This is a genomic window from Methanobacteriaceae archaeon, assembly GCA_030656015.1.
GTDB lineage: Archaea > Methanobacteriota > Methanobacteria > Methanobacteriales > Methanobacteriaceae > UBA349.
On record JAUSNX010000014.1, the window covers coordinates 21,534 to 46,806 of the forward strand.

Genomic DNA, 25,273 nt, shown 5'->3' on the forward strand with positions numbered 1-25,273 from the left:
ACAAGTTTTATATAGTTTAAGCATAAGGCCATTAATACTTTTTTTAGAGGTTATAATCATTCAATTCTTAAAAAATTCACGAATATTTACACAGATTTAATTAAAAACTATTTTTAATAGATTATACACTATTCCTAGCCTTAGAATCATATATTTTATTAATAAATTTTTATTGAATTCTAAGCAATACCTAAAAAAATTCATTTATAATCTCTTTGTTTTAATTTTAAAGCAGAATATTAGATTTTTATTAAATTTAAATAATTAATAGCAAATAAATTATAATAATATAGCACCATTGGGCCATATTATAATATAATAATTGTAATAATAAATTAAATTTTAAATACAAAGTTATTTATTTTAATAAAAACCAAAATGATAGCATGCAAGTAATAGCAGATGTAGGGGGTATTCCTGGAAAAGACTGTAGAGGCTTCTGTAAATACTGTTATTTCCGAAAAGTAAAGGAATCTCACCCCTTAGGATGTAGAAACTGCTCACCAGCAAAAGTAGGTTGTGAAACCTGCGATGAGGGAGTGGCAGAAACTAAAAATGAGTTTATACCACCATTCTTAGTGGCCAGCACTGTACAGAACACCTTGATGATGGGTGAATTTAGAGATAGTGATCTTAAAATTAATATCAGCGGCGGGGGAGACGTCAGTTGTTATCCTCAATTGGAAGAGCTAACTGCTACCTTTCATCAGTTTGGAATTCCCATGCACCTAGGCTATACCAGTGGAAAAGGAATTGATGATGTTCAAATGGCTTCTAATCTCATAAATCATGGGGTAGAGGAAGTTACTTTCACTTTATTTGCCGCTGATGCCGGTCTTAGAAAGAAGTGGATGTCGGATCCTAACCCCGAAGTATCTCTCGAAGCGGTAAAAAGATTTTCTGAAAGTTGTGAGGTTCATGCTGCCTCAGTTATTATTCCTGGTGTGAATGATGGCGAAGTTTTAAGGGAAACTTGTGTTAAGTTAGAAGATTGGGGTGCAGAAGCACTGATTTTAATGAGATTTGCCAATTATACTCATCAAGGATTGATATTAGGTAATGAACCCCTCATCAAAGATATTGAACCACATAATATCCAGGAATTCGAGGAATTAGTTCGTGAAATTAATAATGAATTTAATTTAAGAGTTACAGGAACACCAGTATGTGATCCAGAAACAGAGGCCCCATTTGCAATTTCTCTAGACAAAAATAAGGTATTTTTACAGTTTATTCCAGAAATAACTGGAGAAGCGACTATTTTAACCAGCTCTGTGGCCGCACCTTACATCCAAAGAATCATTGATAATCTTGAGGCCGGAGATAAGGTAAATGTCTATGCCGTGGAGAAAGATATCGGTTGTCTGATTACCATAGAAGATTTAAAAACAGTTGACTTAAAGGAACTTAAAGAAACTGTCATTATCCCTGGAAGAGCATTTGTTCATGACGCAGAGGCCCAAAAAGTCCTCAGTCAAGACGGAGTAGATCGTTTAGTGGCCCGTGGCCCAGACAAACTTACTGTCGATGGAGAAATGAGCAGTACTCTTACTAGAGAAAATGTTATTGAAAAAGAATTAGAAGCGTTTAGAGATTTAATTGGTGCTATAAACTTCTTTGGTATAAAGATTCCATAAAGAAAAATAGTTAAGACTTAATATTCATTAAATCTTTTAATTGTTAAGCTTATGATTTAATTATTTTCAAAAGATTTTGAAGCATAAATAATAATTTCTTCTAGATTGTTTCCATTTGTTTTGGATATTCCTACCAAATACTCGTTTAAAACATATTTAGGTCCTTCAGAGAGATGATCAACTACTAAAATATCCACATTCTCTTCTTTCAATAATTCAGCAGCTTTAATTCCTTTTTTAGTTTCAGCAGTTGCTGCAGGATTTTTTTTAATAGTAAACATTTCAATAGAACCATTTTTAACTTTGGCTATCATGAAATAATTTGCTTTGCCAAAATGAGTAGTTACATCCGATGAAAGTCCTTCATCATCTTCTAAAGGCACTGCAATTATTTGATAATTCTTTTGAAGGGGTTCTATCTGTACCATTAAACTATCCAGTTCATAAATTTCATTTTTTACATTCTTTTCTAATTCCATAGATATATCACTGGCTTTTTTAACTGATACTCCCCTTTCTAATTCTAAATGAAGTTCTGCAAAAATATAAGGGCCAGATCTTCTTACTTTGATATCATGAATACCAGCTACACCTTCCACACCCAAGGAAATCTTTTTGATTAATTCTACTTTTTCAGGATCAATCCCAGCATCCAGTAAAACCAGAATGTCATTTTTTCCTAACTTTGCCCCAATATAAATAATTAGAATTGACACTAACATTCCGGAAATACCCTGTATACTGACATATCCCATATAAGATGCAAATATCCCCATAAAAACTATTAAAGATGAGAATACATCTATTAAACTATGTTTTCCATCATTGATAAGTGCCTGAGAACCAATTTCATTACCAATATTCTTTTTATATTTTGCCAAATAATACGAAACGAGTACTGACAAAAGAGCAGTTAAAAGACTTATGATAGGAAACTGAATGATTGAAGGGTTTAAAAATTCATTAAAGGATTCAAAAGCAATTTCAAATCCCGTGATAATTATCATTAGAGATATTATAAGAGAAACCAGTGTTTCTACTTTATAATAGCCATAAGGAAATTTTTGATCGGGTTTTTTCTGGGAAATTTTTAAGCCCACATAAACTGCCAGAGATGAAAAAATATCAGAGAATGAATGGATAGAATCAGCTATTAAAGCCACACTTCCCGATAAAAACCCCACAATTCCTTTAATTAAAGCTAAGAAAAGATTAGTATAAGCAGAATATTTTGCAGCTTTTTCTCCTTTTTTTAGTGATTTTAAAGATTTATTATTCATATTTCACCGAAAGTGCTTATTTCAATATCCCTTCTTGAAAATTAAAAATACAAACTTCTTCCAAAAATTGAACTTGATGAGAGATTCTAAACTACATTTTAGAAACTAAAAATACTTTCATGACACAATCCCTCATTTTTTTAATTCTAATCGTAAATTCTATTTAGTAGAAAAATCCTAATGCACCATTTTTGAGGAACATGAATTTTTATCAGCTATATCTAAATTTCCAGATTTCCATTGTTCAAATATATCATTAACACAACCATTTGCTCCTGAAAAAACTTTAACATTATTTTTTTGAAGCATATTGACTGCTTTCGAACCTAAATTCCCGCAAATTAAGATATCCGTATCAGAATTCAATATTATCTCAGCTGGTGTAATAGAACCACCAGTATGTTTTCCCTTGCTTTCAATGAATCTTATATCTTCTATTTCACCATTTTTTTCTTTTAAAAAGGCAAAATAGGGAGTTTTACCAAAATGTAGTGATATATTTGAATTTAAACCCTCTTTTTCTATTGTTGGTATACAAATTTGCGTAAAAATCACCTTTTTATAATCTTGATATCTTTTGAAAAAATTAAATTTAAATATTTTATTCAGAACCACATAACATTCCGCCACATTCAGGGCATTTTTCATTTCTACAAGGAACTCCCGGAATTTTAGGAACCTCATGGCCGCATTGAGTGCATTTACAAACTCGTGGAGCACCAGAACCTCTGCCTCTGCCACCGTAACCTTTTCTATTTGAACCACTGTTCGGAATAATATCTTTTCCCAATTTCTTTTCATCAGAAATAAGATTTATGTTTTCTGAACCACAATCCGGACAGTTTTGATATTCTTTTTGAGGACTGGACCATTCAAATCCACAATCAGAACATTTGTATTTTTTTGGGTCTATCATGTAATCTCCTCCTTTTTTAGTATATCTCAAAAAGGCCTTAAAATTTATTTAAGTATTGAAAACTGATTTAAAAAATCCTCCCATTTTCTGTAACTTTTGATTTTAAATAATTCAAGTTTTAAAGTAATTAAATTAAGAAATTAGTTTACAGGAAATGATTGAAAATATTATCCAATCCTTTCAAAATGAAAAATTCTTAGGCCTGACTGTTATGAATATATATTCATAACTATATAAAAAAGTTTTGGTTCACCTAAAAATTCAGTGCATTTAAAAAAAATATTAGAAAAAAATTAATTACTTTATTTATTCAAAAATAAGAAAATTTTTAATTCAATTTAAAAATTATTTAGGAATCAAATTAATTATAGTAATCTCATTACGAGATCCCAATCTCATAGGTGGGCCCCAGGTTCCAGTACCCGCTGAAACATATAGATGATCCTTTCCTTTTTTGTATAGTCCGCCCAAATAAGGGAAAACTAATTTTACAATTAAATTAAATGGGTAAAACTGTCCATAATGAGTATGACCAGATAGCTGTAGATCTACTCCATTTTCTCGTGCAGCTTCCCATTCAGAAGGTAAATGGTACATCAATATAGTTGGTTGGTCCGGATCAAGGTTTATTTGATTTAGAACGTTTTTGAGATTATCTCTTCTCATAGAATATGCTGCTCCGATTATCTGAATCCCTTTAAATTCAATCATATCATTTTCCAGTATATGCACATTTGCAAATTTTAAAGCCTTGAATACATTTTCTATACCTGGATAAGAATCATGATTTCCAGGAGTAAAAAATATTGGCATTTTAAGTTCTTTTAATGGGTAAAAAGTATTTTCATAAATAGCTGAACTTCCATCAGCCAGATCCCCCGTTATTAAAACGGCATAAGGATTAATATCTTTTATTTTACTTACAACTCTTTTTAAAAATCCTGAATTTCTAACTGAACCTATGTGGACATCTGAAAGCTGAACAAGTTTAATAGAGGAATTTAATTTATTAATAGGTATTTTTATGTGCTTCTCGTGTGCATTGTAAGAATTTATTAATGAATAAATAGTGATTATGGAAACTAAACCAATTATAATGGTTCCCGCGACTTCCAATGGAATAGGAATAATTAATCTGATTAGAAAAATCGCGATAATCATCCACACAAAATATAGAGTGATACCCATCCAGGTTGTAGAAAAAAGATAAATTGCTTGAGATAAAAAATTTGATGATTTTTGTTCAACTATCATAGACACTGGGAAAGAAATAGTTGCTAATCCTATGAAAAGGTAAATGTAGTTTAGATTTATGCCCTGGAAAAACGTGGACAAGCTAATAAATACAAAATAGTTCAATGCCAAGTATCCTAAAGAAAGGAATGCTGCAAATGCCGTAAGCTGTAAAATTCTTGACTTTTCCATGATTATTAATCCCATAAATTAATTTATATGAGTTATATGTTTATATGCACCAGATGATTACAACTCAGTGCCAATTAGTATTAATTAACTAATTATTATTAATTTATTTGATTTTGGTGATTTTAATACATTTAATCCAATATTTTTTTAAACAATTGAGCTTTCACTTAAAAGTTTCACTAAGATATAATCATACATTTTTGAACGACTTATCTCCGAAATATCATCTAAATAGTATTTATTTATCTTAACTTGACGTATTTGTTCATGATATTGTTCATAATTTAATTTTACTCTCACCCCATCCAGTTGACTGGTAACAGGAGTAGGCGAATATACATCAGCAATAGCTGGAACCTGATTTTCAATTTCAGTTTTTAGTAGTATTGATGGAACTAAAGGAGGATCTTGAGCCATGTCGCGCCTTTTAGAATCAAGAATATCTTCCACTACTTCCACCAGTTTTCGGAGAGCCCTTATATCTTCACCACGCTTTAATCTACGAGGTATTCGACCCAGATCACTTATATAAGCATCCGCGCCAGGAAGATCTGTAACATCCATTTCAGGAGCACCAGTAACTACAACTGGAATATTTATATCATCAAAAAGATGTGTTTTATCTTTTATACATTGTTCAAAGCTGCCTAATGCAAATACCGCTAAGTCATGTTCTTCAATGAGTCTTTTTTCATCCTCAGATATCCTAGAGATTCCTTTTCCTGCCCCTCGAGCCAGGCCAATCATGTTATCCTTTGCCCCGAAACGCCTTAAATATTCAGATATATCACAAGCCGAATGAGGGAGGTGATGGCGGGCCAGGGTGGGAGATACTATTGCAATTTCGGTACCGGCCATGGGCGCTATTTTAATTGTTCCCATGAGCTCTTTGGCCTTTTCTTTGACTTTTTCCACGTCTTCTAGAGGTACTGCTAAAGTAAGAATTATGTCCATTTGAAGAGTATTTTCCTGGAGTACAAAACCTCCCATATCTTCAATAAGCTCTTTTATTTCTTCATTTTTATGGACTCCACCAGTGTAAGTTAGGGTTTCATACATAATTCTCCCTCCAATAAGTTATATCTCATAGTGGCCCTTTCTAGAGGATTTATGGGAACATCCCCATGTGAAGGAACTTTAATATATTTTACAAAATCAATGTCAGTATTATCGCTTTTAAAGAAATTTTCTGCATTTTTTGAAAGGCCCTGCTGGGCATTACTATGCGAAATTTCTTCATCCTTTTTAATTTGATTTTCCAAATAATCTGGAAAAACTACAAAATCCGGGTTTTCAGCAACTACGTCGAAACCCATGTCTTCTATAATATCTTTAAGAAATTGTGAATAAACTTTGACTTTAATTTTTCTATTATTTTCACTAAGTATTTTTTTCTGTTGAGAATCTGCCCATGGAGAAATTTTAGATATGCTTTTAGACAAATCTGAACTTAAATTTTGATTAGATACGGGGGGATTCAATATTTCTACCGTTTTTAAAACACTTTCATGTATCTGAGAAAATGTATTTAATTTTACCTTTAATGAGTCCATAAAAGTTTCCGTTTCTGATAGAACAACTGCAAAGTCAGCCTGCTCTTTGTCAGGTTCTTTATTAATCATGTACTCATTAATTCCAGCCATTATTAAAATTTCTTCACACATGGGAGTGGTAACAATCTTCATGAGTTCACCCAAATATATAATCAAATCTTATAGAAAAATTATAGTTTTTTTAGCTAATATATTGTTAGATTCATAATATTTAAAGCATCTTTAAGATATATCAAATATGAAAGTCGTGAAAATATGAAAGTTAGTTTAAGCTTAGAAAAATCTAATTCCAATGATTTATCCATAATGGTAGATGTTTTAAGAGCAAGTACTACAATTACAATGGCTTTAAATCATTTTAAAAAAGTTATTCCGGTTGTTGATCACAAAGAAGCTATTAAAATCGCTTCTGAAAAGGAGGCCGTAATTGCAGGTGAACGTAGAGGTGCGACATTAGAGGGATTTGATGCTGGAAATTCACCTATTGAAATTCAAAAACTTAAGGGGGAAACTCTAGTACTTACTACTAGCAATGGAACGCGCATAATGGAAGGAATGAAATCCAAAATTTTGGTAGGGTGTTTTACTAATGCCCAAGCTGTTGCCGCCGCAGCCAAAGAATTGGTCAATGAGGAAATAGAAGTTGTTATGGCTGGTGTAGAAGGTCGTTTTGCCATTGAAGATTTTTTAGGGGCTGGAGAAATAATTTCAAATCTTCAAAATGAAAATTTAGATGAGTATGCTCAGGCCGCAGTTATGGCGGTTCAAGACAAGGATTTAGTGGAATATAATATTTTGAGATCACGTTCGGCACGGAGATTGATTGAAATAGGATTTAAAAAAGATGTTGCGTTTTGCTTGCAACGAAATATTTCAGATAATGTGGCCATATTCCGTGAACATTCACTTGAAAAATACTGATTAATTACTGATTTATTTTTAAATTCTTTTTAGGGAGTTATACTAAATATATTAAAATATGTTTAATATATATTTTATATTAAGTTATTATTATATATTTAATATAACTAATATATGTTATAATAAAAAATAAGTTAATATATATAATATACTATAACAATTTTAAGAATATTTTTTTTGAAATGTTTTTATTTTTAAATGAATATAATAATAATCAATTAAACCCAAAGAATATTTAAATTATAACCAGTATTTGAAAAAGAAGTTTAGTTAGAAATAATATGAATAATACTAAAATAATTATTTTTATTATTAAATTAAAAGTTATCTTATACAATATATAAAGCAGATTAGTATACTGGCTGGCTTAAGTATATTAACCGGCATATTAAATTTATTAAAATTGATAAAAATATTTTGATTTTTATTTATACAATTTAATTTAATTCTTGAAAATCAAAATAATTAATTTAAACTAAATATTACAAGTGAAATTTAATGATACGCGAATGCTTAAAAATAATTGGAACCGCCCACGTTTCTGAAAAAAGTGTGGAAGAAGTTAAAAATGCTATACTGGAAGATAAACCTCAAGTCGTAGCAATAGAACTCGACGCAGGGCGATATCAAAGACTAATGCGGGAAAAGTCAGGTATAGAAGAGAAAACTGACATTTCCGTATCTGATATCATCAAAGGAGATAATATTGGATTATTCCTTATCAGCGGTCTTTTGACGTATATGCAGAAAAAGATTGGTAGTGATTTAGGCGTTAAACCTGGAGCGGAGATGCTGGCCGCCATTGAAGCTGCAGAAGAAGTTGAAGCTAAAATAGCACTTATTGATCGAGATATAAATTTAACTCTCAAAAGGGCCATGAGTGCCATGAGTTTCATGGAAAAGGCCAAATTCGTATTTGGACTCTTAGCTTCTCTTTTTCAGAAAGATGAAGAACTAGGTGATATTGAAAGTCTAAAAGAAGCAGATACTCTAAATGAAGTAATGATATACTTCAAGGAAATGTCTCCTTCAGCGTATAAAGTCTTGGTAGATGAAAGAGATGCCTTCATGGCCCATAGAATTCAGAATATTGAAGAAGACCATGTAATTGCAGTGGTAGGTGCGGGACACCAACCAGGTATGAATAGATATCTAGATAATCCTGAAAATTTACCCCCTATAAGTGATCTTTTAAGGCTTGAAAAGTCCAGAATACCAGTGGGAAAAATCATATTGTTCTCTATTCCTGTAATTTTCGTGGTGATATTTTTTCTGGCTTTTATTAACGGGATTGATATAAAAACCGGGCTTTTAGAATTTGTTTTAATAGTAGGCGGATTTGCAGCAATAGGATCCCTATTATCCGGGTCAAAAATACAATCGGCAATTGTTGCATTTATAGCAGCGCCTCTAACCATACTTCACCCTCTTTTAGCTGCAGGATGGTTTTCTGGATTAGTAGAAGCAAAGTTAAGACATGTTGGATCAGATGATCTCCACAATCTTTCTAAAGCAGAAAGTCTTAAAGATTATTGGGCCAATGCCTTAGTTAGAGTACTTTTAGTAGTAGTAGGGACAAATTTAGGTTGTATGATTGGTGGTTTTATAACCATTCCCCAAGTTATATTACCTATATTCGGGAAATTGCTGGGCTTGTCATAAAACATAATTAATGAATAAAATAAGATATTATTGATTAAAATCAAAGTAATATTAATAAAAAATATAAATATATTCATGGCGATTTAAATGTATTTAATTTTCCGTTGCGACTGTGGGCGTGGTATGTACGCCAAAGAAGGTGTGGCCACCAGAAAATGTATCTGTGGTAAAACCATTAAGGTCAAAACACGACGTATTGTAAAAAAAGTAGAAGATTACCAGACCGCTTCTGATGAAGTTAGAGATCTTCAAGAAGAAAAGTATGGTGGAACCTTTTTTACCACTGCAGATAAGGTAAAATAAGCCCCTAAATTTATTTCATTGGATTTCTATTCTTATTTCAATTTAATTTTATTTATTAATATTCCGAAATTAAATAGAATCCAACTGAAAATTGTATAATCAAGCAATATTATTTTTAATTATTTCTTTCATCTCACAGGCCTTGCAAATAACCCCGGAAGAAGGTTCACCGCAACTCTGACATCCACTTAAATTGGCCAGACTCTTTTTTGAAATATCATTCTTAGCAGAACTTTTTTGGATAAAAGTCTTGGTAAAAGAATCCAATATTGCTTTTTTGGTTCCCGGTTCCCTGGACTCAGCACGGTTTAAAAAATCCTTTGTTTTAGCTCGTAGAGAAAGATTAGAATAAGGACATTCATCAAAATGAACTTCAATATCATTTAAAACGGCCCAGATACCTACTTCTTTTTCTGGAATATTCCATAAAGGTTTAATTCTTGGAATAAGCTTAGGGTGAATAACATCCAGTTTAGGTCCGAATTTAGAAAACTTCACCAGATCTGCTCGGGCAAAACTCATTAAAAATGATTGTATTTCATCATCCAGATTATGGCCTGTGGCTATTTTTGATGCACCTATTTCATAAGCAGTTTTATTTAGAATATTTCTTCTAAAAACGCCACAGGGCATACAAGCACTTTTAAAAAATGAATAAACCTCATCTAATGTAAAACCCGCTTCTTCTTTAAAAGATTTAGTTAATAGTTTAACACCCAGTAGATCCGCATTCTTTTGTGCAGCTTCCATACCATGACTACGGTAACCCTCAATGCCCTCATCAACAGCAATGGCCACCATTTCAAAGTCAAGCTTCACTTGTAACTCATGGAGCATGTGTAAAGTCAAAACACTATCTTTTCCTCCAGAAAGGGCCAAAGCAATTAGTTCACCTTCTTGAATAAGATCCCATTCGTTTATTAGGTCCATTATCCTTTTTTTGATGTTTGCATTGAATTCATCTTTTTGAAGGTATTTCATAAAAATTATATTTATGGCCAAACATATAAAATTTCATGATTACTGCAGAAATAACCATCATCCCTATTGGAACTGAAAGTACTAGTTTAAGCAGTTATGTTGCTGCCGCAGTAGATGCACTGGATAAAATAGGAATCAAATACCAGTTATCTGGTATGGGTACCCAAATAGAATCCAATAATCCTCAAGAGCTTTTTAAAGCAATTGAAGTGGCCCATGAAGCTGTTTTTGCAAAAGGTGCTGATAGAGTTTCCACCAGTATAAAAATAGATGATAGGCGAGATAAAAATAGAGGCCTGGCAGATAAAGTCTTATCTGTTGAAAAAAAGCTTTGAAAACTTATTAATTAATTATTAATTTTAAAAAAGCTATTAAAAGGATAAATAAGATTAAATGATATTAATTAAGCTCAAGTAGAGAAAATAAAACTAAATAAGGTTAATAAGATTAAATAAGAATTGAATTAAGCTCAATAAAAAGAATAAGCTAGTCGAAGTTTATACTAGCATCTTCTAATACTTGAACTATTTTTTCCAGATCTTCAACTTTTAAACTAGGATGTACTGGTATAGAAAGTACTTCCAAAGCTGCTTTTTCGGCCTCAGGACATTCATCGCTAAATCCAAGGTTTTGATAAAGTTCCTGCTTGTAAATAGGAATCGGATAATGGATTCCCGTCCCCACACCATTCTCATTTATAAATTTTATCCAATCGTCACGAGAACCTTTTTCAACACGGATAGTGTACTGGTGGAACACGTGCTTAACATCATTCATGATATAAGGAGCTTTAATACCCTCGATTTTATTTATATGCTCGCTTAAGTAAGCTGCATTTTCAATTCTCTTTTGATTAAATTTATCTAGTTTTTTCAATTGTGCCAGACCAATTGCTGCTGAAATATCAGTCATTCGGAAGTTGTAGCCTAAAACAGAATGTTGATATCTTTCTTTTTCCCCATGGGCCCTTAAAATACGTATTTTATCAGCAATTTCCTTATTGTTTGTGGTGACAATGCCTCCTTCACTGGTGGTCATATTTTTTGTGGGATAAAAGCTGAAACAGGCCATATCACCCAAGTCACCGACCATTTCACCATGATAAATAGCACCATGGGCCTGAGCAGCATCTTCAATGACTACCAAACTGTTTTCTGATGCAATTTGAGATATAGGGCCCATATCTGCTGGTTGCCCGTATAAGTGTACAGGCAATATTGCTTTAGTTTTAGAATTTATGGCTTTTTCAATTTTCTGGGGATCTATATTGTATGTTTGCGGATTTATATCAACAAAAACCGGTTTTGCTCCTGTGTAGAGAATTGAATTACCCGTGGCGGCGAAACTAAATGGTGTGGTAATTACTTCGTCTCCTTCTCCCACACCAGCAGCTAAAAGGGCCAGGTGCAGAGCAGTTGTTCCAGAGCTGACCGCGACTGCATATTCAGTTCCAACATAATTAGCAAATTTTTCTTCGAATTCTGCTACTTTCGGTCCCTGTGCAATAAAACCTGATTTTAAGACTTCTACTACTTCTTGGATCTCTTCGTCTTCTATAATGGGGTTGGCAATGGGTATCATAACTACACCTAGTTTTAAAATTTGAATGAAATTTAATTAAATCTGTTTAATGATAATCAATTGAATATAACTTAATCCTAGCTATTCATGTAATATTTCGTTGAGATTAACTCAATCATCCATGGATATGTTTAATTCATTTCTTTTAATAATTAAATATTTACTTATTTTTTAATATTACATATTATATCTTAATTTTTAAAAATAATAAATTTAAATTAGCTTATTAAAAAATAAAGAAAAAACAAAGAATTTCAAAATTATCTAAAAATTAGAAGTTATTATCCTTTAAAAATTCTTAAAACATCCTCTTTTCGATTTCTAAATAATAAATATATTAAAACCACTGCTGCCAAAATCAGAAACAATGGAGCAGTATATGGATCAGAGGGACTGACAATTAATGAAGGTAAATTTCCCAGTCCACCATCAGGAGAGCTGTGAATTACACTGACATAAATATTGTTTATTATATGCACCCCAATGGCCATTTCAATACCATCATCGGCCATAGCAATGATTCCCAGCATCAATCCTATAATAAACGTCCCCGAAACAATAGAAAGACTAAGGATTATTGTGCTACCATTCCACCAGTGCAATAGAGAGAAAATTAGGGAAGTTACTAAAAGAACTACCCATGGCTTTTTAAATTTTTCAAATAAGTTTAAGCTAATTCCCAAAACTAAATGTCTTATTAAACTAATTTTTCTCATTAAATATAATAATAAACGATTTGTAGGCGACCAATCCCCAATTAAGCTGACACCTTGCATTAAATATCCTCTAAAAAATACTTCTTCAAAGGAGGCCTGGATGGGAAAAGCAATTAGAGCCAGCAATGCAAGAATCCAAAAATTATTTTGAAGATTAAAAAATATTTTAAAGCTCCCCGGATCAATTAGATATGATATTAAATCCAATACCAGAAGGATAGCAAACCAATAAATAGCACCTTTTCCCATTCTACTCCAACGAACTTTATTTCCTGTGTTAATAACTGAATTAAACTTTTTCTTGTGTAAAACCTTTAAAGATAGGCCTAAAAAAAAGAAAGATAGAGAAAAGCTTAGTCCAACTAAAAATATTATAAATATGGGGTTTGCCAGCAGTTGATAAATAATAGCCGTATCAAAATTCTGATTAAATGCTGCCTGATTAAACACTGCCCATACGACAATCAGTACACCTAATATTGCCCCTGCAACAAAACTAGCCACGCCTAAACATAAAATTATAGTTATTAGGTATCGCCAGATACTATTTTTACCAGATTTAGCATTATTAAGAAATGGGATATTGGAAATAAAATCAGACATCTTTCGCCTCCAGTTATGAATTTCAATATATTGCATAAATCAATATCCCTAATATTTAATAAGTTTTTAATATAGTTTTTTTAAATAGTTATCAGAATATTTAAAATAATCAAAAAGAAATCTATTTACTAAAAAATTAATATTAATTTAAAGGACATTTAAGAAATATAAAGAAATTATCTTTCATCATAATAAATAAATCTCATAAAGTTCGATTCAGTGATTAAAATGAACAATAAACACCTTCAAGAGGGATTAGTAAAGATAATAGTTCCAGAATTTGATAAAGTATCTGCTAAGGCCCCTGTATTTTACAATTCCGCTATGGAACTCAATCGGGATCTTTCAGTTTTAGCTTTACAAAAATTCCAAATAGAGTTAGGAAAGGACATAAGCGTCTGCGATGCATTTGGTGGAAGTGGAATTAGGGGAATAAGGTACTCCAAAGAAATTTCTGGAGTTTCCAAAGTAGTAGTTAATGACATTAGCTCCTTGGCCATTAAGTTCACAGAGGAAAATGCCAGTTTAAATGAAATTGAAAACCTTGAAATTTCACAAACTGATGCTAATATGGCTTTAAGAGAAAGAAGAGGAGAATTTGATGTGGTAGACATCGACCCCTTTGGTACCCCATCATATTTCATTGATTCCGTGGCCAACTCTTTAAAATCAGACAGTTTATTATGTATAACCGCTACAGACACTTCTGCCCTTTGTGGAACTTATAAAGAACCATGTATTCGTAAATATAATGCTGTTCCACTGAAAACAGAATACTGTCACGAAAATGGAATAAGAATACTGGTCGGTTTTGTGGCCATGACCTTTGCTAAGTATAAAAAAAGTGTAGTAATCAAATTTTCCCACAGCAGCGAACATTACATGCGAATTTATTTCCAAATCCAAAAAGGAGCTAAAGAAGCAGATGAATCACTTAAAAATATGGGGTTCATTATTCATTGCAAAAAATGCTTATTTAGAAAAACTATAAACGGTCTGGCCCCCCATATTCCAGATAAATGCCCAGAATGTGGTGAAAAAACTAGGGTAGGTGGGCCTCTCTGGTTAGGCCATATACAGGATTCTGATTTTTTAGAAGGTATGGTTAGTTTATCTGAAGAAAAAGAACTTAATAAAGAAAAACAAGTTTTAAAACTATTAAATAGATGTTTAGAAGAGTCTAAAATGCCAGCCACATACTATGACCTGCATGTGGTCTGTAAAAAGTTGAAAATAAGCTCCCCTTCAATTTTAGATGTTATGGAAATGCTTGAAAATGAAGGATTTTTAGTTTCCAGAACCCATTATAGGCCTACTGGAGTTAAAACTGATGCTCCTTTAGCTAAACTTGAAGAAATAATAGAAAAATTGAATCCAGACTAAAACTGTCAAATAAAACATGAACTTATTTATATTTTATATTTTTACCATATAATCTAGTTTTATTCTTATTTTCTAAATTTAATGGATTAATTAATTGTTTTAATTATAAATACACCAAATACTGATAAAATCATAATTAAAAAAATGATCATGCAATTTCAAATTGATTGAATCATTTAGTTTTGTTGCTATTGAAGTGATTAAATTAGCTTTAAAAATGTATAATAAAATTTTATCCCAAATAAGTGATTTTCTGCACACTAACAAATGAATTTATATGCTGGATATTACATAAAATAATAATGGCGAATGCCAAAAATTGTATTGATAATATCTATGGAGGTGTATGAAAATGGATATTGGAGAAATAGTATCAGATTCAATTAAATATCCTGCTTCTGACTTGAAAAAATTGATAATATTAGGACTTATGTTCTTGACTAGTTTTTTAATTGTGCCCATATTTCTTGCGATGGGTTATGGTTTTAGAGCCTTAAAAGCATCAATAGCTGGTGCAGAGGATTTGCCAGAATTTGATGAATGGGGAGAAATGCTTGTTGATGGACTAAAAGTATTTGTAGTTCAATTCGTTTATTTCCTAATTCCAGCATTAATAATAATTATTGGATCCTGGGCATCTATTGCCGCATTGGCAGCAGCTTCTACTACTGGAACCATGACTGACCCAACTGCATTTATTGGAATAATTAGTGGAACTGTTTTAATCGGTGGAATAGTAGCTATAATTCTTGGATTACTATCAACCATTGCTCTGGCCAATATGGCATATAACGACAGTGAATTAGGTGCTGCTTTCCGATTCAGCGAAATAATGAATATTATTTCTCAAATTGGATGGGTTGACTACATAATTTGGTATATTGTAATAATGATTATATTAATGATAATCAGTATTATCTCAAGCTTAGTGATGATTATCCCAATATTAGGATTTTTCGTAGCAATTCTAGTTATATACCCATACATGCAACTGGTATTCTACAGAGCACTGGCCTTACTATACGCCTACGATTAATTAACCCCTAATTTTTTTCTTTTTTATTTTTGAAGTTATAATAGTTTATTTTAATTTAAAATTACAATAAAGCATTTATTTAAAAATAAATCACTTTTTTTCTATTATTTATTAATATTAACAAAATTTATGGCCTTAAAATAAAAATCAAGACTATAATACATTAATATATTTGATTAAATATTTTTCTAAATTAATTCACTAAATTGAGTTCAAATAACAAAAAAAGTAGATTTCACAGTATAATGTTCACACACCTAAGCATTAAAAGGACAAATAATAAATATAACTTAAATTAAGTTAAACATTGTTCAAGAAAAATAATCGGTGACTATATGGAAATAAAAATTGATCCTGAGCTAGTTAAAATAGACGAAATAGACAAAGAAATAATTAATCTGCTTAATGAAGACGGTCGAATGTCTTACCGTAAAATATCTCGGGATTTGGGAATATCCGTGGGAACCGTACATAACCGAGTGGATAAATTAATGAAAACAGGAGTTATCAGGAAATTTGTACCACTGATTGACCATTCCTGCTTAGGATACAAATTAACAGCTATCATAGGCGTCAGAGTTAAAGGCGGATTTTTAAAAAACTGGGAAACCCAGACTGCTTACAATAAAAACGTTCTTGGAGTTTATGATGTTACTGGAGAATTTGATGCCATATTAATAGCAAAATTTAAAGATACTAGTGAATTAGATATGTTCATTAAAGAATTACTAAAAGAACCAAATGTACAGAGGACTTACACACAAACAGTATTAAATGTAGTTACTGAAGATATGGGATCATCAAAAATCCTTTAAATAGTTTTTTTAACATCATTAATCTTAAATTAATGATATAATTCATATTTACTTATTTAGATATTATCTAAATTATTTATTTTAAATTTATTATTCTTTAAAAATTCTAAAAAATCCTTGATAAAGTCAATTTATTAAAATTCCAGGATTAAGAATATGAAAATAATTCCACTGGCCTTTGAAAGCTTGGGAGTCCGTTCCATGTGTACTTTTGTTCAAACGGACCAAGGCATACTTATTGATCCCGGCACATCGGTTGCTCCCAAAAGATTCAAACTTCCTCCTTCCCTAGAAGAAATAACTGCCTTAAAAGAGAGTAGGGAAAAAATTGTTGAATATTCAAAAAAATCCAGTATAATTACCATTAGTCATTATCATCATGACCATTTCACCCCATTTGAAAGTAATAAATTTCTTGAATCCTCTTCAAAAATAGCTTATGGAATATATTCTGGAAAAAAAATATTTTTAAAAAATCCAGATTCCAATATAAATAAAAATCAATCCTCAAGGGCTAAAAAACTTATTAAAAATCTTAAAAGTGTGGATGATACTGAAATAACTTATTCTGATAATCAGGAGTTTCAAATAGGAGATACTAACATCAAATTTTCTTCTGCATTGCACCATGGAAGCGATTACAGTCATTTAGGTTACATTGTGGCAGTTTCCATTACTTTTAATGGAGAAAAACTTTTGCATGCTTCTGATGTCCAGGGGCCTATATCCGATATGGCATTAGAATATATTTTAAATGAAAATCCAGATAGAATAATTTTAAGTGGTCCCCCGCTCTATCTTTTAGGATACGCCTTATCTGATGAGGATATTACAAAAGCACGGGCTAATTTAGAGAAAATTTGCCAAAAAATCCCCCATGTAGTGGTTGATCATCATTTACTACGAACAAAAAAGGGTTTGGAGTTTATAAATGATATCAATGAAATGGAAAATGTAGATGTGATGCCGGCATCATGTATTCTTCAAAAAAAGCCATTGCTTCTTGAATCAGAGAGAAAAACATTATATAAACCATTAAAAACTGAATCAAGCTTAGATAAATATTTAAAATAATGAATCACATTTATTCAAATGAAAGATGAATTAAAAATGATTTAAAATATTAAAACAGCTAATGTTAAAAAGAGGAATATAAATATTTCACCCCAATTTTATTTATGATCAGAATGATTATAAAAAGACTTAAATTCCTTTATTATGTCTTCAACCAAATTCAAATTATCGGTATCAAATAAAACCATGTAGTAATCCGTTTCTAAATCATGATCCTTGTTTTCAGGATTATTTTCTTCTTTCTCATTTATTATCCATGCTAAGGGAATTATATTAAGATTAGATATTTTTCCAGATTTTTGAAATAAAACAGAAATTTTATCTACTGGATAGATTTCTCTATTCTCCAGGGAAAATTTTTTTGCGACCGCCAGCTCTTCGAAAGTATCCCACTGAGTGAGAATAGTATCCCAGATTTTTTTATTCATTATCTAAACCTCCTAAATTCCCAAAGAAGTTTAATAACAGATATTCTTGTTAATAATCTTAATAATGCTAGAAAAGGGCCTAGAAGTCGAACTTGAAATGATATATCACTTTCAAAGTCAATTTTTTCCTCCAAAAATGAAGGTTCAGCAAAAATATCTGCTTTTGGTGAGAGGTTAATTACAGCTGCTGCGGCCCAAAAACATCCTAAAATTTTGGCAGTGTCTACAGGGCTACTTAATCCAAAAATAAGATAAAAATTAAATTTTTCCAAGTTTATTGATCCCCATAAACTCTTAAAAAACTTCATAAAGTGAAGTAATGATTCTCCAGATAAAGATAAAATTTTTTTTATATCCACCCATTTTAATTTACTTATTTTTGAAGATTTAGAAGGTTTTTTCTCTTTTGATTTCTCTTTTTTCGCAGATAAATCCGTTTTTTGGTCTTTATCTTCCTTCTCCTCTTTTTCTTCCTTTTCTTCAGGGAATTTTCTGGTAAACAGCTTTATTTTGAACCAGCGAATTTCAACCAGTCCTTTGACTATTCCGCCGTCTTTAAAAAGTTTTAAGGAAATATGGAATGAAACTGATAATAATAAAAGAATAATTGCAACTAATGCTGCTAAAATGATTAAAAGGGTGGTTATTATGGTCACTCAGATCCACCAGTGTTTTAATTTAAAAATTAAGTCTAAAAGTTTAAATTTTAATTAACTCACTAAATTTAAATAAATAAATTAAGTAAATATTAATTAAGTTTTAATGGTTTATAATCCTTAATAGGATTTTTAAACCTATTCTTTCTCAGCTTTCACTTTGATTTTTGCTTTTTTTGGTGTTTCTTTAGGTGTTTTCGGTGTTTCTTTTTCATCCTGTTTCTTTTTCATGTATGATTGGCCTTCTTTCATTACATCAGTAAGTACAGTTCCCACTTCACCTATTGCTTTGCTTAATTGGCTTCCAGAAGTTAAATTAAGTACTCTTATACCCTCAGGACCATTTACACCTTTAGTAACTACTACCATAGAAACAGGCTCTACTCCTGCTATTGCGCCGGCTCCAGATCCTTTTCCACTACTGCTGCCATCAGGACCTTTACCAGTACCCATACCAGTTCCAAAGGCCATTCCCATTTTCATTACAGGAATTAAAAGTTTATCCTCAGTGGTTATGGCTTCACCAACAAAGTTCTTAATTTCCAGTAATTTCCTCAATTCCTCGACCGTAGTTTTTATAGGATTTTCATCTTCCATTAAACACCCTCCATATGGATTATTAATCTTATCAAGAAACTAAATTTAAATCCTAAGTTGTATAGCCTAAAATAAATCTAGTTTAAAATAATCTAATAAAATTATTTTAAATCTTAAACTATTTTTAGCCATCAAATAGTATTCAAAAGTATATGTTAGTTATGTGACAAAAGAATAAATAAGTTTCTACTGCAAATATTTTCTAATGTGATTTTATATAAAAATAATTTCAAAAAGTGAACATTTTTTTGACAAATGGGGAATATTCTAGACAAAAATATAACCACAACCCCCCAAATAATAAAAATAATAATATGATTAAACAGTATCATTTTCAAGCTTGTAACTAAAAAGAAAAATATACTTAAAACAAGATCAATAGCTAAGAAACTAGAAAATAATACTATCCCTAGTCAATAAGTTAAAAATATTAGCTAAAAACATGATTAACTGGTTTTATGGCAATAGTTTACTCCCCTGAATACAACAAACATCAAGATAAATTCCATATAGAAAATAAGGCCCGAACAGATGCCATAATGAACAATTTGTCTAAGCAAAGTTTTTTTAATAAATTAAGTATTATAGCTCCCAATAGAGCAGATTTAAATCAGGTTTTATCCGTCCATACACCCGAGCATGTCAATTTTATTGATGAATTTTGTAAAAAGGGAGGAGGCAATATTGATTTTGACACTTATGCCACATCCCAAAGCTACCAAACAGCACTCTTATCTGCCGGTGGAGCAATTAAAGCGTCTGAATTAGTTTTAAAGAGAACAAATAAGAGTGAAAATTGGGCATTTTCTATTTCAAGACCTCCTGGCCATCATGCCACAGCAAATAAATCCATGGGATTTTGTATATTTAATAATGTGGCCATTGCTGTGGAATATTTGAGAAAAACTTACGACTTGGAAAGATTATGCATAGTTGATTTTGATGTTCATTACGGAAATGGAACTGCAGAAATATTTTATAATGATCCTAATGTTCTTTACATCTCTATTCACCAAGATCCCAGAACATTATTTCCAGGAAAAGGATTTATTGATGAACAAGGAGCTGCGGATGGTAAAGGATATAATTTAAACATTCCCATGCCCCCAGGTTCTAATAATAACGATTATATTTGGATTTTAAAAGAAATACTTGGGCCAGTGCTTAAAGAATTTAATCCACAAATACTTTTTGCGGAAGCCGGCTTTGATGGTCATTTAAATGATCCTCTTTCAAGAATAGAATTAACTGAAGACTTTTATTCATGGATAGGGCAGTATTTAATAGAAAAACACCCCAGATTAATATCATTACTGGAAGGAGGCTATGATTTAAAATCCTTGGCCAATTCCAGCCTTAGTTTCATTGTTTCTATGGATCCTTATTTATTTTTAAGTGAAAATAAAAATGAAAAGTCAAATTTTATTGATAAATTTTCACATCTCCAAATAAATAAAAGCAAAATAAAATATAAATTCAAAGAAAAAATAGAAAAAGAATATCTGGAGAAATTATATATCTCCTCTGAAGTGAAAAAGATTTTATCATCAATAAAAGATAATTTTTCGCCATATTTCAAATTTTAAATAAAAAATCTGAAAATTAAATTACTAATTTAAAATTATAAATAATTAAATTAAATATTGATAATAAATTTTATGATAATAATTTGATTATTATTAATATTATTAAATATAACTTGATTAATTAAATAAATAAACTTTAATGATACTGAGGGATTTTATGGAGAAAAATAGATTGAATCAAGCAGAAGATCTAATTAAAAAAGCAGGGAGCAGTGGTAATTCATCAGAAATTATCAAAGAACCTCGCGAAGGCATAATTAATGTCCAAGTTTTTGAAAAAGCACTGAAAGATTTAATAGAAGCTGAAGATTTCATCTATTCCAGCTTACCTTCACACAAACTAAATTTAGAAGACTCTAAATTATTTGCAGGAAAAATGTTAGATGCCCGCGCAAAGATAAATGAAATTCTAGCCGATTTTGGAGTTTTGGAAAAAGTAAAAACTGAGAATAAAATTTCTGACCTTTCAAAAGGCTTACTAATTGTAACCACCAAAAATAACTTCAAAAAAGCACTGGTAAAACTGGGAATAGATGTTCAACAAATAATAGTGGCCGGAGTTCCCCTAGAAGTATCAGATATGAAAGAAATTAACCCTAAAATTCCTGAAGCAGCATTACAAGGTATCTCTAAAAAAATTGAACATACTAAAAATGACATAAATCGGAAAATAGAAAATATGGGATTAAAAAAGGTTTTAGTAATAGCAGAGCCAGATATAAATGGTGAAATTCTTGGAAAACGCTCTAAAGAACTTTACAATGCCCATATAAATTTAGAAAGTAATTTAAAGGATATAAATGCAGATAAGCTCATAGGAATACTTTTAGAATATCCTAATCAGGATTAATCCTTTTAATAAAAATTTAATTAATTAGATAACCTCTAAAATTATTTTTATTTTATTTATAAAACATTTTATTCTTACAAATAAAAATTAAAGCTATTTATTTCTTTTCTTTTTTTATTATTCAATATAAAATAATATAAACAACTTCTCCATAGTTTATATTTAATAAATATCAATAAAATATCAAACATGAATCAAACATAAAGAATTAGTTTGAAATGAATTTAAAAAATGAAATATTTTAAAATAAAAATAATAAATACAATATAAAATAATCTCTAAATAATAATTTCTTTAAATCTAAATAAACGAAATTGAAACGAAATGCCTAATGGTTCTAATTATATTGTTTAGAACATATTGGGACTAATCGGGGTGGAAACTTTGGGTTTAGTTTGTTTTCCAGACACACAAGATAACATTCCCAGCATTCCTGTCCATCTTACCCGGGTGGGAGTTACTGGAGTAAAAAAACTGTTAAAAATTGAAAGAGATGTAAGAAGACCTATCATTCTTTTACCAACATTTGATGCATTTGTAGACCTTCCAAGTACTCAACGGGGAATTCATATGTCAAGAAACCCTGAAGCCATTAGCGAAGTACTGGAAGAGACTTTAGAGAATAATACTGTGGAAGTAGAATCTTTATGTGCAGAAATAGTTAATTCTCTATTAAAAAAACATAAATATGCAAAAAGGGCCGAAGTGAGCATGAAAAGCGATTACATGTTCATTAAAAAGTCACCAGTTACTAAGCATAAAACTCAGGAAATGAGCAAACTCATGGCCGACGCTATTGGATACCGAAACGGTGACGAGGTTGTAATTAGGAAAATGGTTGGTGCGGAAGTAGTGGGAATGACTGTTTGTCCCTGCGCTCAAGAATCTGTTAAAGAATCATCTAAACAAGACCTTTTAGAATTTTTAGATGAAGAAACTACACAAAAAGTACTGGATACCGTTTCATTTTCTTCACATAACCAAAGAGGCAGAGGAATGGTGATGATTGAAGTTCCTCAAGACCACACTATTCGAGCTGAAGACCTTATAAGGATAATAGAAGATTCTATGAGTTCTTATGTCTGTGAGCTACTTAAAAGACCAGATGAAAACGCTATTGTAGTACAGGCCCATAAAAATCCTATGTTTGTAGAAGACTGTGTGCGAAATATGGTAAATCGAATAGTGAAGGAATACTCCCATCTGCCTGATGACACCATGGTAACAGTTCGACAAGTGAATGAAGAAAGTATTCATAGGCATGACGCATTTGCAGAAAAAGTAGCTACAATGGGCGAATTAAAGTACGAAATTGAAGGAATCACTGATAAACAAATTAATGAAAGTTAATATATTAATTTGATTTTATCATGAATTTTTAAAGATTTAAAGTTCTTAATTTCTTTTTTAATCTTTAATTACTTTTTATCTTAATTGATTGATTTAAATACCTATCATTAATTAGATTTCAGGACAAATATGGGAAATCCCAATTAAAATGAAATCTTTAAATAGAAATAGTTTATAAAATTAAATTATTATATTTATTTTATTCATTAGCATTAAATCTATGAGGTGTTTTATTGATAAACTTACACAAAGTAGCCGGGAGCATAATGGGGTATCTGGAAGCATTTGATGGATCAAGAGCCGCATTAGATGCAGATAAAATATTGATTGTTCGAGGAAGATCTAGGAAGCGCCTAAAAGCAGAAAATATGGCTGAAGAACTGAATGGACTTATGGCCTCCATTGATGCCAAAGAAATTGATATGTTTTCTGAAGAATCCACTGCATTAATCAGTTTAATGGATGAACAGATAAGATCCAGCGTTGATATTAATGTAGAAACTGATGTTGCAGGTATAGAACGTTTAAAAGAGTCTTTAGAATCTATGAACTGTTTTGTCGAATATAAGCTAGGTTTAACCAGTAAGGCAGGTTTTTTTATTGTGATGTGGAAAGATAAAAGTGGAATTGGACCCTGCTTTGTTGAAATTGTACTAGCCAATGCAGAAAACTAATTATCATATTTATTTAAAAAAATAATTCTATTAAATTAAATCTATTTTTAAAATAATAATTAAATAATAATTAATTAGCAAAAAATTGATGCTTTGATGAAATTAAGAGGCCAGACATCATGAATTTATCCCAATTTTCAAAAAGAGATATAGTTAAACTTTTAAATTGTGAAGGGAACGATATATTAAATTTAATGATGGATGGAAGTTCTAAAAGAGAAGGGTCAGTTATTACTTTTTCAAAAAATATTTTCATACCATTAACTGAAGTTTGTAGAAACACTTGCGGGTATTGTACCTTTCGTAAAGATCCTGAACAGTTAGGAAATCATTTATTGATGCAATTACCTGAAATAATTTCTAATATAAAAAAATCTGAAAAATATGGTTGTAAAGAAGCTTTATTCACTTTTGGAGAGCGTTCTGATGAAATTAAAGATGTTAAAAATCTTTTAGATCAACTTGGATTTGGAAATATGAGTGAATACCTATACTATGTTTGTGAGGAAACTTTGAAAAAAACTGGACTTTTACCACATAGTAATCCTGGAGTAATAAGTAGAAAAGAGCTTAAAATGCTTAAAGAAGTAAATGCTTCCATGGGAATGATGTTAGAAAATTCTAATCCTCGATTAATGGAAACTGAAGCCCATAAAAAAAGTCCTGGTAAAAACCCATGGCTTAGAATACAGACCATAGAAAACGCAGGTAAATTAAAAATTCCATTCACCACAGGAATCTTAATTGGGATTGGAGAAACCTTAGAAGAGCGGGCTGAATCACTTTTAGAGCTTCGACGTATACAAAATAAGTATGGGCATATTCAAGAAATAATTATCCAAAATTTCAGATCAAAACCAGGAATTCCCATGGAAAACCATCCTGAACCTTCTCTTTTAGAAATATTAAAAACCGTGGCCGTAGCCAAGATTATTTTTCCAGATGTGAGTATTCAAGTTCCCCCTAACTTGAACCGAGAAACAACTCAAATGTTCCTTCTAGCCGGAGCAGATGATTGGGGTGGTGTTTCGCCAATAAGCAAAGATTATGTTAATCCAGAGGCCCCCTGGCCAGAAATTGATGAATTAAGAAAACTTACAGTCGCTACCGGATTTTCTATGAAAGAAAGGCTTCCCGTATATCCCCAATTCATCAATTCAGAATTTTTAAGTGAAAATATTCTGAAAAAAGTAGAGTCCATGGACTTAAATGATTAATAAGAATTTTTATTTTCAAGTCAAAATTC

26 protein-coding genes are annotated in these 25,273 nt (G+C 31.0%); 14 read left to right on the forward strand and 12 right to left on the reverse strand.

Going from position 1 to position 25,273, the window contains the following annotated elements:
- Positions 1 to 386: 386 nt before the first annotated feature.
- Complete coding sequence (gene mmp10, locus Q7I96_09720) at positions 387 to 1,637, forward strand: methyl coenzyme M reductase-arginine methyltransferase Mmp10 (protein ID MDO9627885.1); 1,251 nt, start codon at positions 387 to 389, stop codon at positions 1,635 to 1,637.
- 56 nt (positions 1,638 to 1,693) lie between these two features.
- On the opposite strand, the gene Q7I96_09725 is transcribed toward mmp10, so the two are convergent.
- The 6 genes from Q7I96_09725 to Q7I96_09750 form a co-directional block, all read right to left on the reverse strand.
- Positions 1,694 to 2,917, reverse strand: coding sequence for a cation diffusion facilitator family transporter (locus Q7I96_09725; GenBank protein MDO9627886.1), 1,224 nt, complete (start codon positions 2,915 to 2,917; stop codon positions 1,694 to 1,696).
- A 177-nt stretch (positions 2,918 to 3,094) separates the two neighbouring features.
- Positions 3,095 to 3,565 (reverse strand): NifB/NifX family molybdenum-iron cluster-binding protein, encoded by a 471-nt coding sequence (locus tag Q7I96_09730; protein MDO9627887.1) that lies wholly within the window; start codon positions 3,563 to 3,565, stop codon positions 3,095 to 3,097.
- Positions 3,519 to 3,833, reverse strand: coding sequence for a hypothetical protein (locus tag Q7I96_09735; GenBank protein ID MDO9627888.1), 315 nt, complete (start codon positions 3,831 to 3,833; stop codon positions 3,519 to 3,521). The genes Q7I96_09730 and Q7I96_09735 overlap by 47 nt, the downstream gene beginning before the upstream one ends.
- A 345-nt stretch (positions 3,834 to 4,178) precedes the next feature.
- Positions 4,179 to 5,258 carry a metallophosphoesterase gene (locus tag Q7I96_09740; protein MDO9627889.1) on the reverse strand — a complete coding sequence of 360 codons (1,080 nt, stop codon included), beginning with the start codon at positions 5,256 to 5,258 and terminating at the stop codon, positions 4,179 to 4,181.
- Between the two features lie 147 nt (positions 5,259 to 5,405).
- Positions 5,406 to 6,317 (reverse strand): methanogenesis marker 7 protein, encoded by a 912-nt coding sequence (locus Q7I96_09745; protein MDO9627890.1) that lies wholly within the window; start codon positions 6,315 to 6,317, stop codon positions 5,406 to 5,408.
- A complete protein-coding gene (locus Q7I96_09750) occupies positions 6,302 to 6,943 on the reverse strand; it encodes a hypothetical protein (protein ID MDO9627891.1) in 642 nt (213 codons plus the stop codon). Before Q7I96_09750 ends, Q7I96_09745 begins: the two co-directional genes overlap by 16 nt.
- Before the next feature lie 123 nt (positions 6,944 to 7,066).
- On the opposite strand from Q7I96_09750, the gene comB reads away from it, so the two are divergent.
- The 3 genes from comB to Q7I96_09765 all read left to right on the forward strand — a co-directional run bounded on the left by comB (position 7,067) and on the right by Q7I96_09765 (position 9,697).
- Positions 7,067 to 7,732, forward strand: a complete 666-nt coding sequence (comB, locus tag Q7I96_09755; GenBank protein ID MDO9627892.1) for a 2-phosphosulfolactate phosphatase — start codon at positions 7,067 to 7,069, stop codon at positions 7,730 to 7,732.
- A 498-nt stretch (positions 7,733 to 8,230) separates the two neighbouring features.
- A complete protein-coding gene (locus Q7I96_09760; protein ID MDO9627893.1) occupies positions 8,231 to 9,394 on the forward strand; it encodes a TraB/GumN family protein in 1,164 nt (387 codons plus the stop codon).
- 87 nt (positions 9,395 to 9,481) lie between these two features.
- Positions 9,482 to 9,697, forward strand: a complete 216-nt coding sequence (locus Q7I96_09765) for a DUF1922 domain-containing protein (GenBank protein ID MDO9627894.1) — start codon at positions 9,482 to 9,484, stop codon at positions 9,695 to 9,697.
- A 99-nt stretch (positions 9,698 to 9,796) separates the two neighbouring features.
- Here Q7I96_09765 and Q7I96_09770 read toward each other — a convergent pair whose 3' ends face one another.
- Positions 9,797 to 10,678, reverse strand: a complete 882-nt coding sequence (locus Q7I96_09770) for a TIGR00269 family protein (GenBank protein ID MDO9627895.1) — start codon at positions 10,676 to 10,678, stop codon at positions 9,797 to 9,799.
- Between the two features lie 35 nt (positions 10,679 to 10,713).
- On the opposite strand from Q7I96_09770, the gene Q7I96_09775 reads away from it, so the two are divergent.
- Positions 10,714 to 11,013, forward strand: coding sequence for an MTH1187 family thiamine-binding protein (locus tag Q7I96_09775; GenBank protein MDO9627896.1), 300 nt, complete (start codon positions 10,714 to 10,716; stop codon positions 11,011 to 11,013).
- A gap of 151 nt (positions 11,014 to 11,164) precedes the next feature.
- On the opposite strand, the gene Q7I96_09780 is transcribed toward Q7I96_09775, so the two are convergent.
- On the reverse strand, positions 11,165 to 12,259 hold the full coding sequence (locus tag Q7I96_09780; GenBank protein MDO9627897.1) for a DegT/DnrJ/EryC1/StrS family aminotransferase: 1,095 nt from the start codon (positions 12,257 to 12,259) through the stop codon (positions 11,165 to 11,167).
- Between the two features lie 281 nt (positions 12,260 to 12,540).
- The gene (locus Q7I96_09785) at positions 12,541 to 13,578 is read right to left on the reverse strand and encodes a type II CAAX endopeptidase family protein (GenBank protein MDO9627898.1); all 1,038 of its coding nucleotides are present in this window, start codon (positions 13,576 to 13,578) and stop codon (positions 12,541 to 12,543) included.
- A 219-nt stretch (positions 13,579 to 13,797) separates the two neighbouring features.
- Here Q7I96_09785 and Q7I96_09790 point away from each other — a divergent pair, with 219 nt between their 5' ends.
- From Q7I96_09790 to Q7I96_09805, 4 genes are all read left to right on the forward strand, one after another.
- Entirely contained in the window at positions 13,798 to 14,961 is a 1,164-nt protein-coding gene (locus Q7I96_09790) for a tRNA (guanine(10)-N(2))-dimethyltransferase (protein ID MDO9627899.1), read from the forward strand.
- 352 nt (positions 14,962 to 15,313) lie between these two features.
- The gene (locus Q7I96_09795) at positions 15,314 to 15,997 is read left to right on the forward strand and encodes a DUF4013 domain-containing protein (protein ID MDO9627900.1); all 684 of its coding nucleotides are present in this window, start codon (positions 15,314 to 15,316) and stop codon (positions 15,995 to 15,997) included.
- Between the two features lie 335 nt (positions 15,998 to 16,332).
- Positions 16,333 to 16,812, forward strand: coding sequence for an Lrp/AsnC family transcriptional regulator (locus Q7I96_09800; protein MDO9627901.1), 480 nt, complete (start codon positions 16,333 to 16,335; stop codon positions 16,810 to 16,812).
- 156 nt (positions 16,813 to 16,968) lie between these two features.
- On the forward strand, positions 16,969 to 17,886 hold the full coding sequence (locus tag Q7I96_09805) for an MBL fold metallo-hydrolase (protein ID MDO9627902.1): 918 nt from the start codon (positions 16,969 to 16,971) through the stop codon (positions 17,884 to 17,886).
- 98 nt (positions 17,887 to 17,984) lie between these two features.
- Here the strand turns inward: Q7I96_09805 and Q7I96_09810 are convergent, their stop codons facing one another.
- The 3 genes from Q7I96_09810 to Q7I96_09820 all read right to left on the reverse strand — a co-directional run bounded on the left by Q7I96_09810 (position 17,985) and on the right by Q7I96_09820 (position 19,567).
- Positions 17,985 to 18,314, reverse strand: a complete 330-nt coding sequence (locus Q7I96_09810; protein MDO9627903.1) for a hypothetical protein — start codon at positions 18,312 to 18,314, stop codon at positions 17,985 to 17,987.
- Positions 18,314 to 18,970: a hypothetical protein gene (locus Q7I96_09815; protein MDO9627904.1), complete on the reverse strand. Its 657-nt coding sequence runs from the start codon at positions 18,968 to 18,970 to the stop codon at positions 18,314 to 18,316. Before Q7I96_09815 ends, Q7I96_09810 begins: the two co-directional genes overlap by 1 nt.
- Positions 18,971 to 19,108: 138 nt before the next feature.
- The gene (locus Q7I96_09820; protein MDO9627905.1) at positions 19,109 to 19,567 is read right to left on the reverse strand and encodes a spore germination protein GerW family protein; all 459 of its coding nucleotides are present in this window, start codon (positions 19,565 to 19,567) and stop codon (positions 19,109 to 19,111) included.
- 458 nt (positions 19,568 to 20,025) lie between these two features.
- On the opposite strand from Q7I96_09820, the gene Q7I96_09825 reads away from it, so the two are divergent.
- The 5 genes from Q7I96_09825 (at position 20,026) to cofG (ending at position 25,244) form a co-directional block, all read left to right on the forward strand.
- A complete protein-coding gene (locus Q7I96_09825) occupies positions 20,026 to 21,153 on the forward strand; it encodes a histone deacetylase (protein MDO9627906.1) in 1,128 nt (375 codons plus the stop codon).
- A 157-nt stretch (positions 21,154 to 21,310) separates the two neighbouring features.
- Positions 21,311 to 22,003, forward strand: coding sequence for a DUF2100 domain-containing protein (locus Q7I96_09830; protein ID MDO9627907.1), 693 nt, complete (start codon positions 21,311 to 21,313; stop codon positions 22,001 to 22,003).
- A 384-nt stretch (positions 22,004 to 22,387) separates the two neighbouring features.
- Positions 22,388 to 23,353 carry a GTP cyclohydrolase MptA gene (gene mptA / locus Q7I96_09835; protein ID MDO9627908.1) on the forward strand — a complete coding sequence of 322 codons (966 nt, stop codon included), beginning with the start codon at positions 22,388 to 22,390 and terminating at the stop codon, positions 23,351 to 23,353.
- A 236-nt stretch (positions 23,354 to 23,589) separates the two neighbouring features.
- On the forward strand, positions 23,590 to 24,027 hold the full coding sequence (locus Q7I96_09840) for a DUF2120 domain-containing protein (protein MDO9627909.1): 438 nt from the start codon (positions 23,590 to 23,592) through the stop codon (positions 24,025 to 24,027).
- A 119-nt stretch (positions 24,028 to 24,146) separates the two neighbouring features.
- Positions 24,147 to 25,244, forward strand: a complete 1,098-nt coding sequence (gene cofG / locus Q7I96_09845; protein ID MDO9627910.1) for a 7,8-didemethyl-8-hydroxy-5-deazariboflavin synthase CofG — start codon at positions 24,147 to 24,149, stop codon at positions 25,242 to 25,244.
- The last annotated feature ends 29 nt before the right edge of the window (positions 25,245 to 25,273 follow it).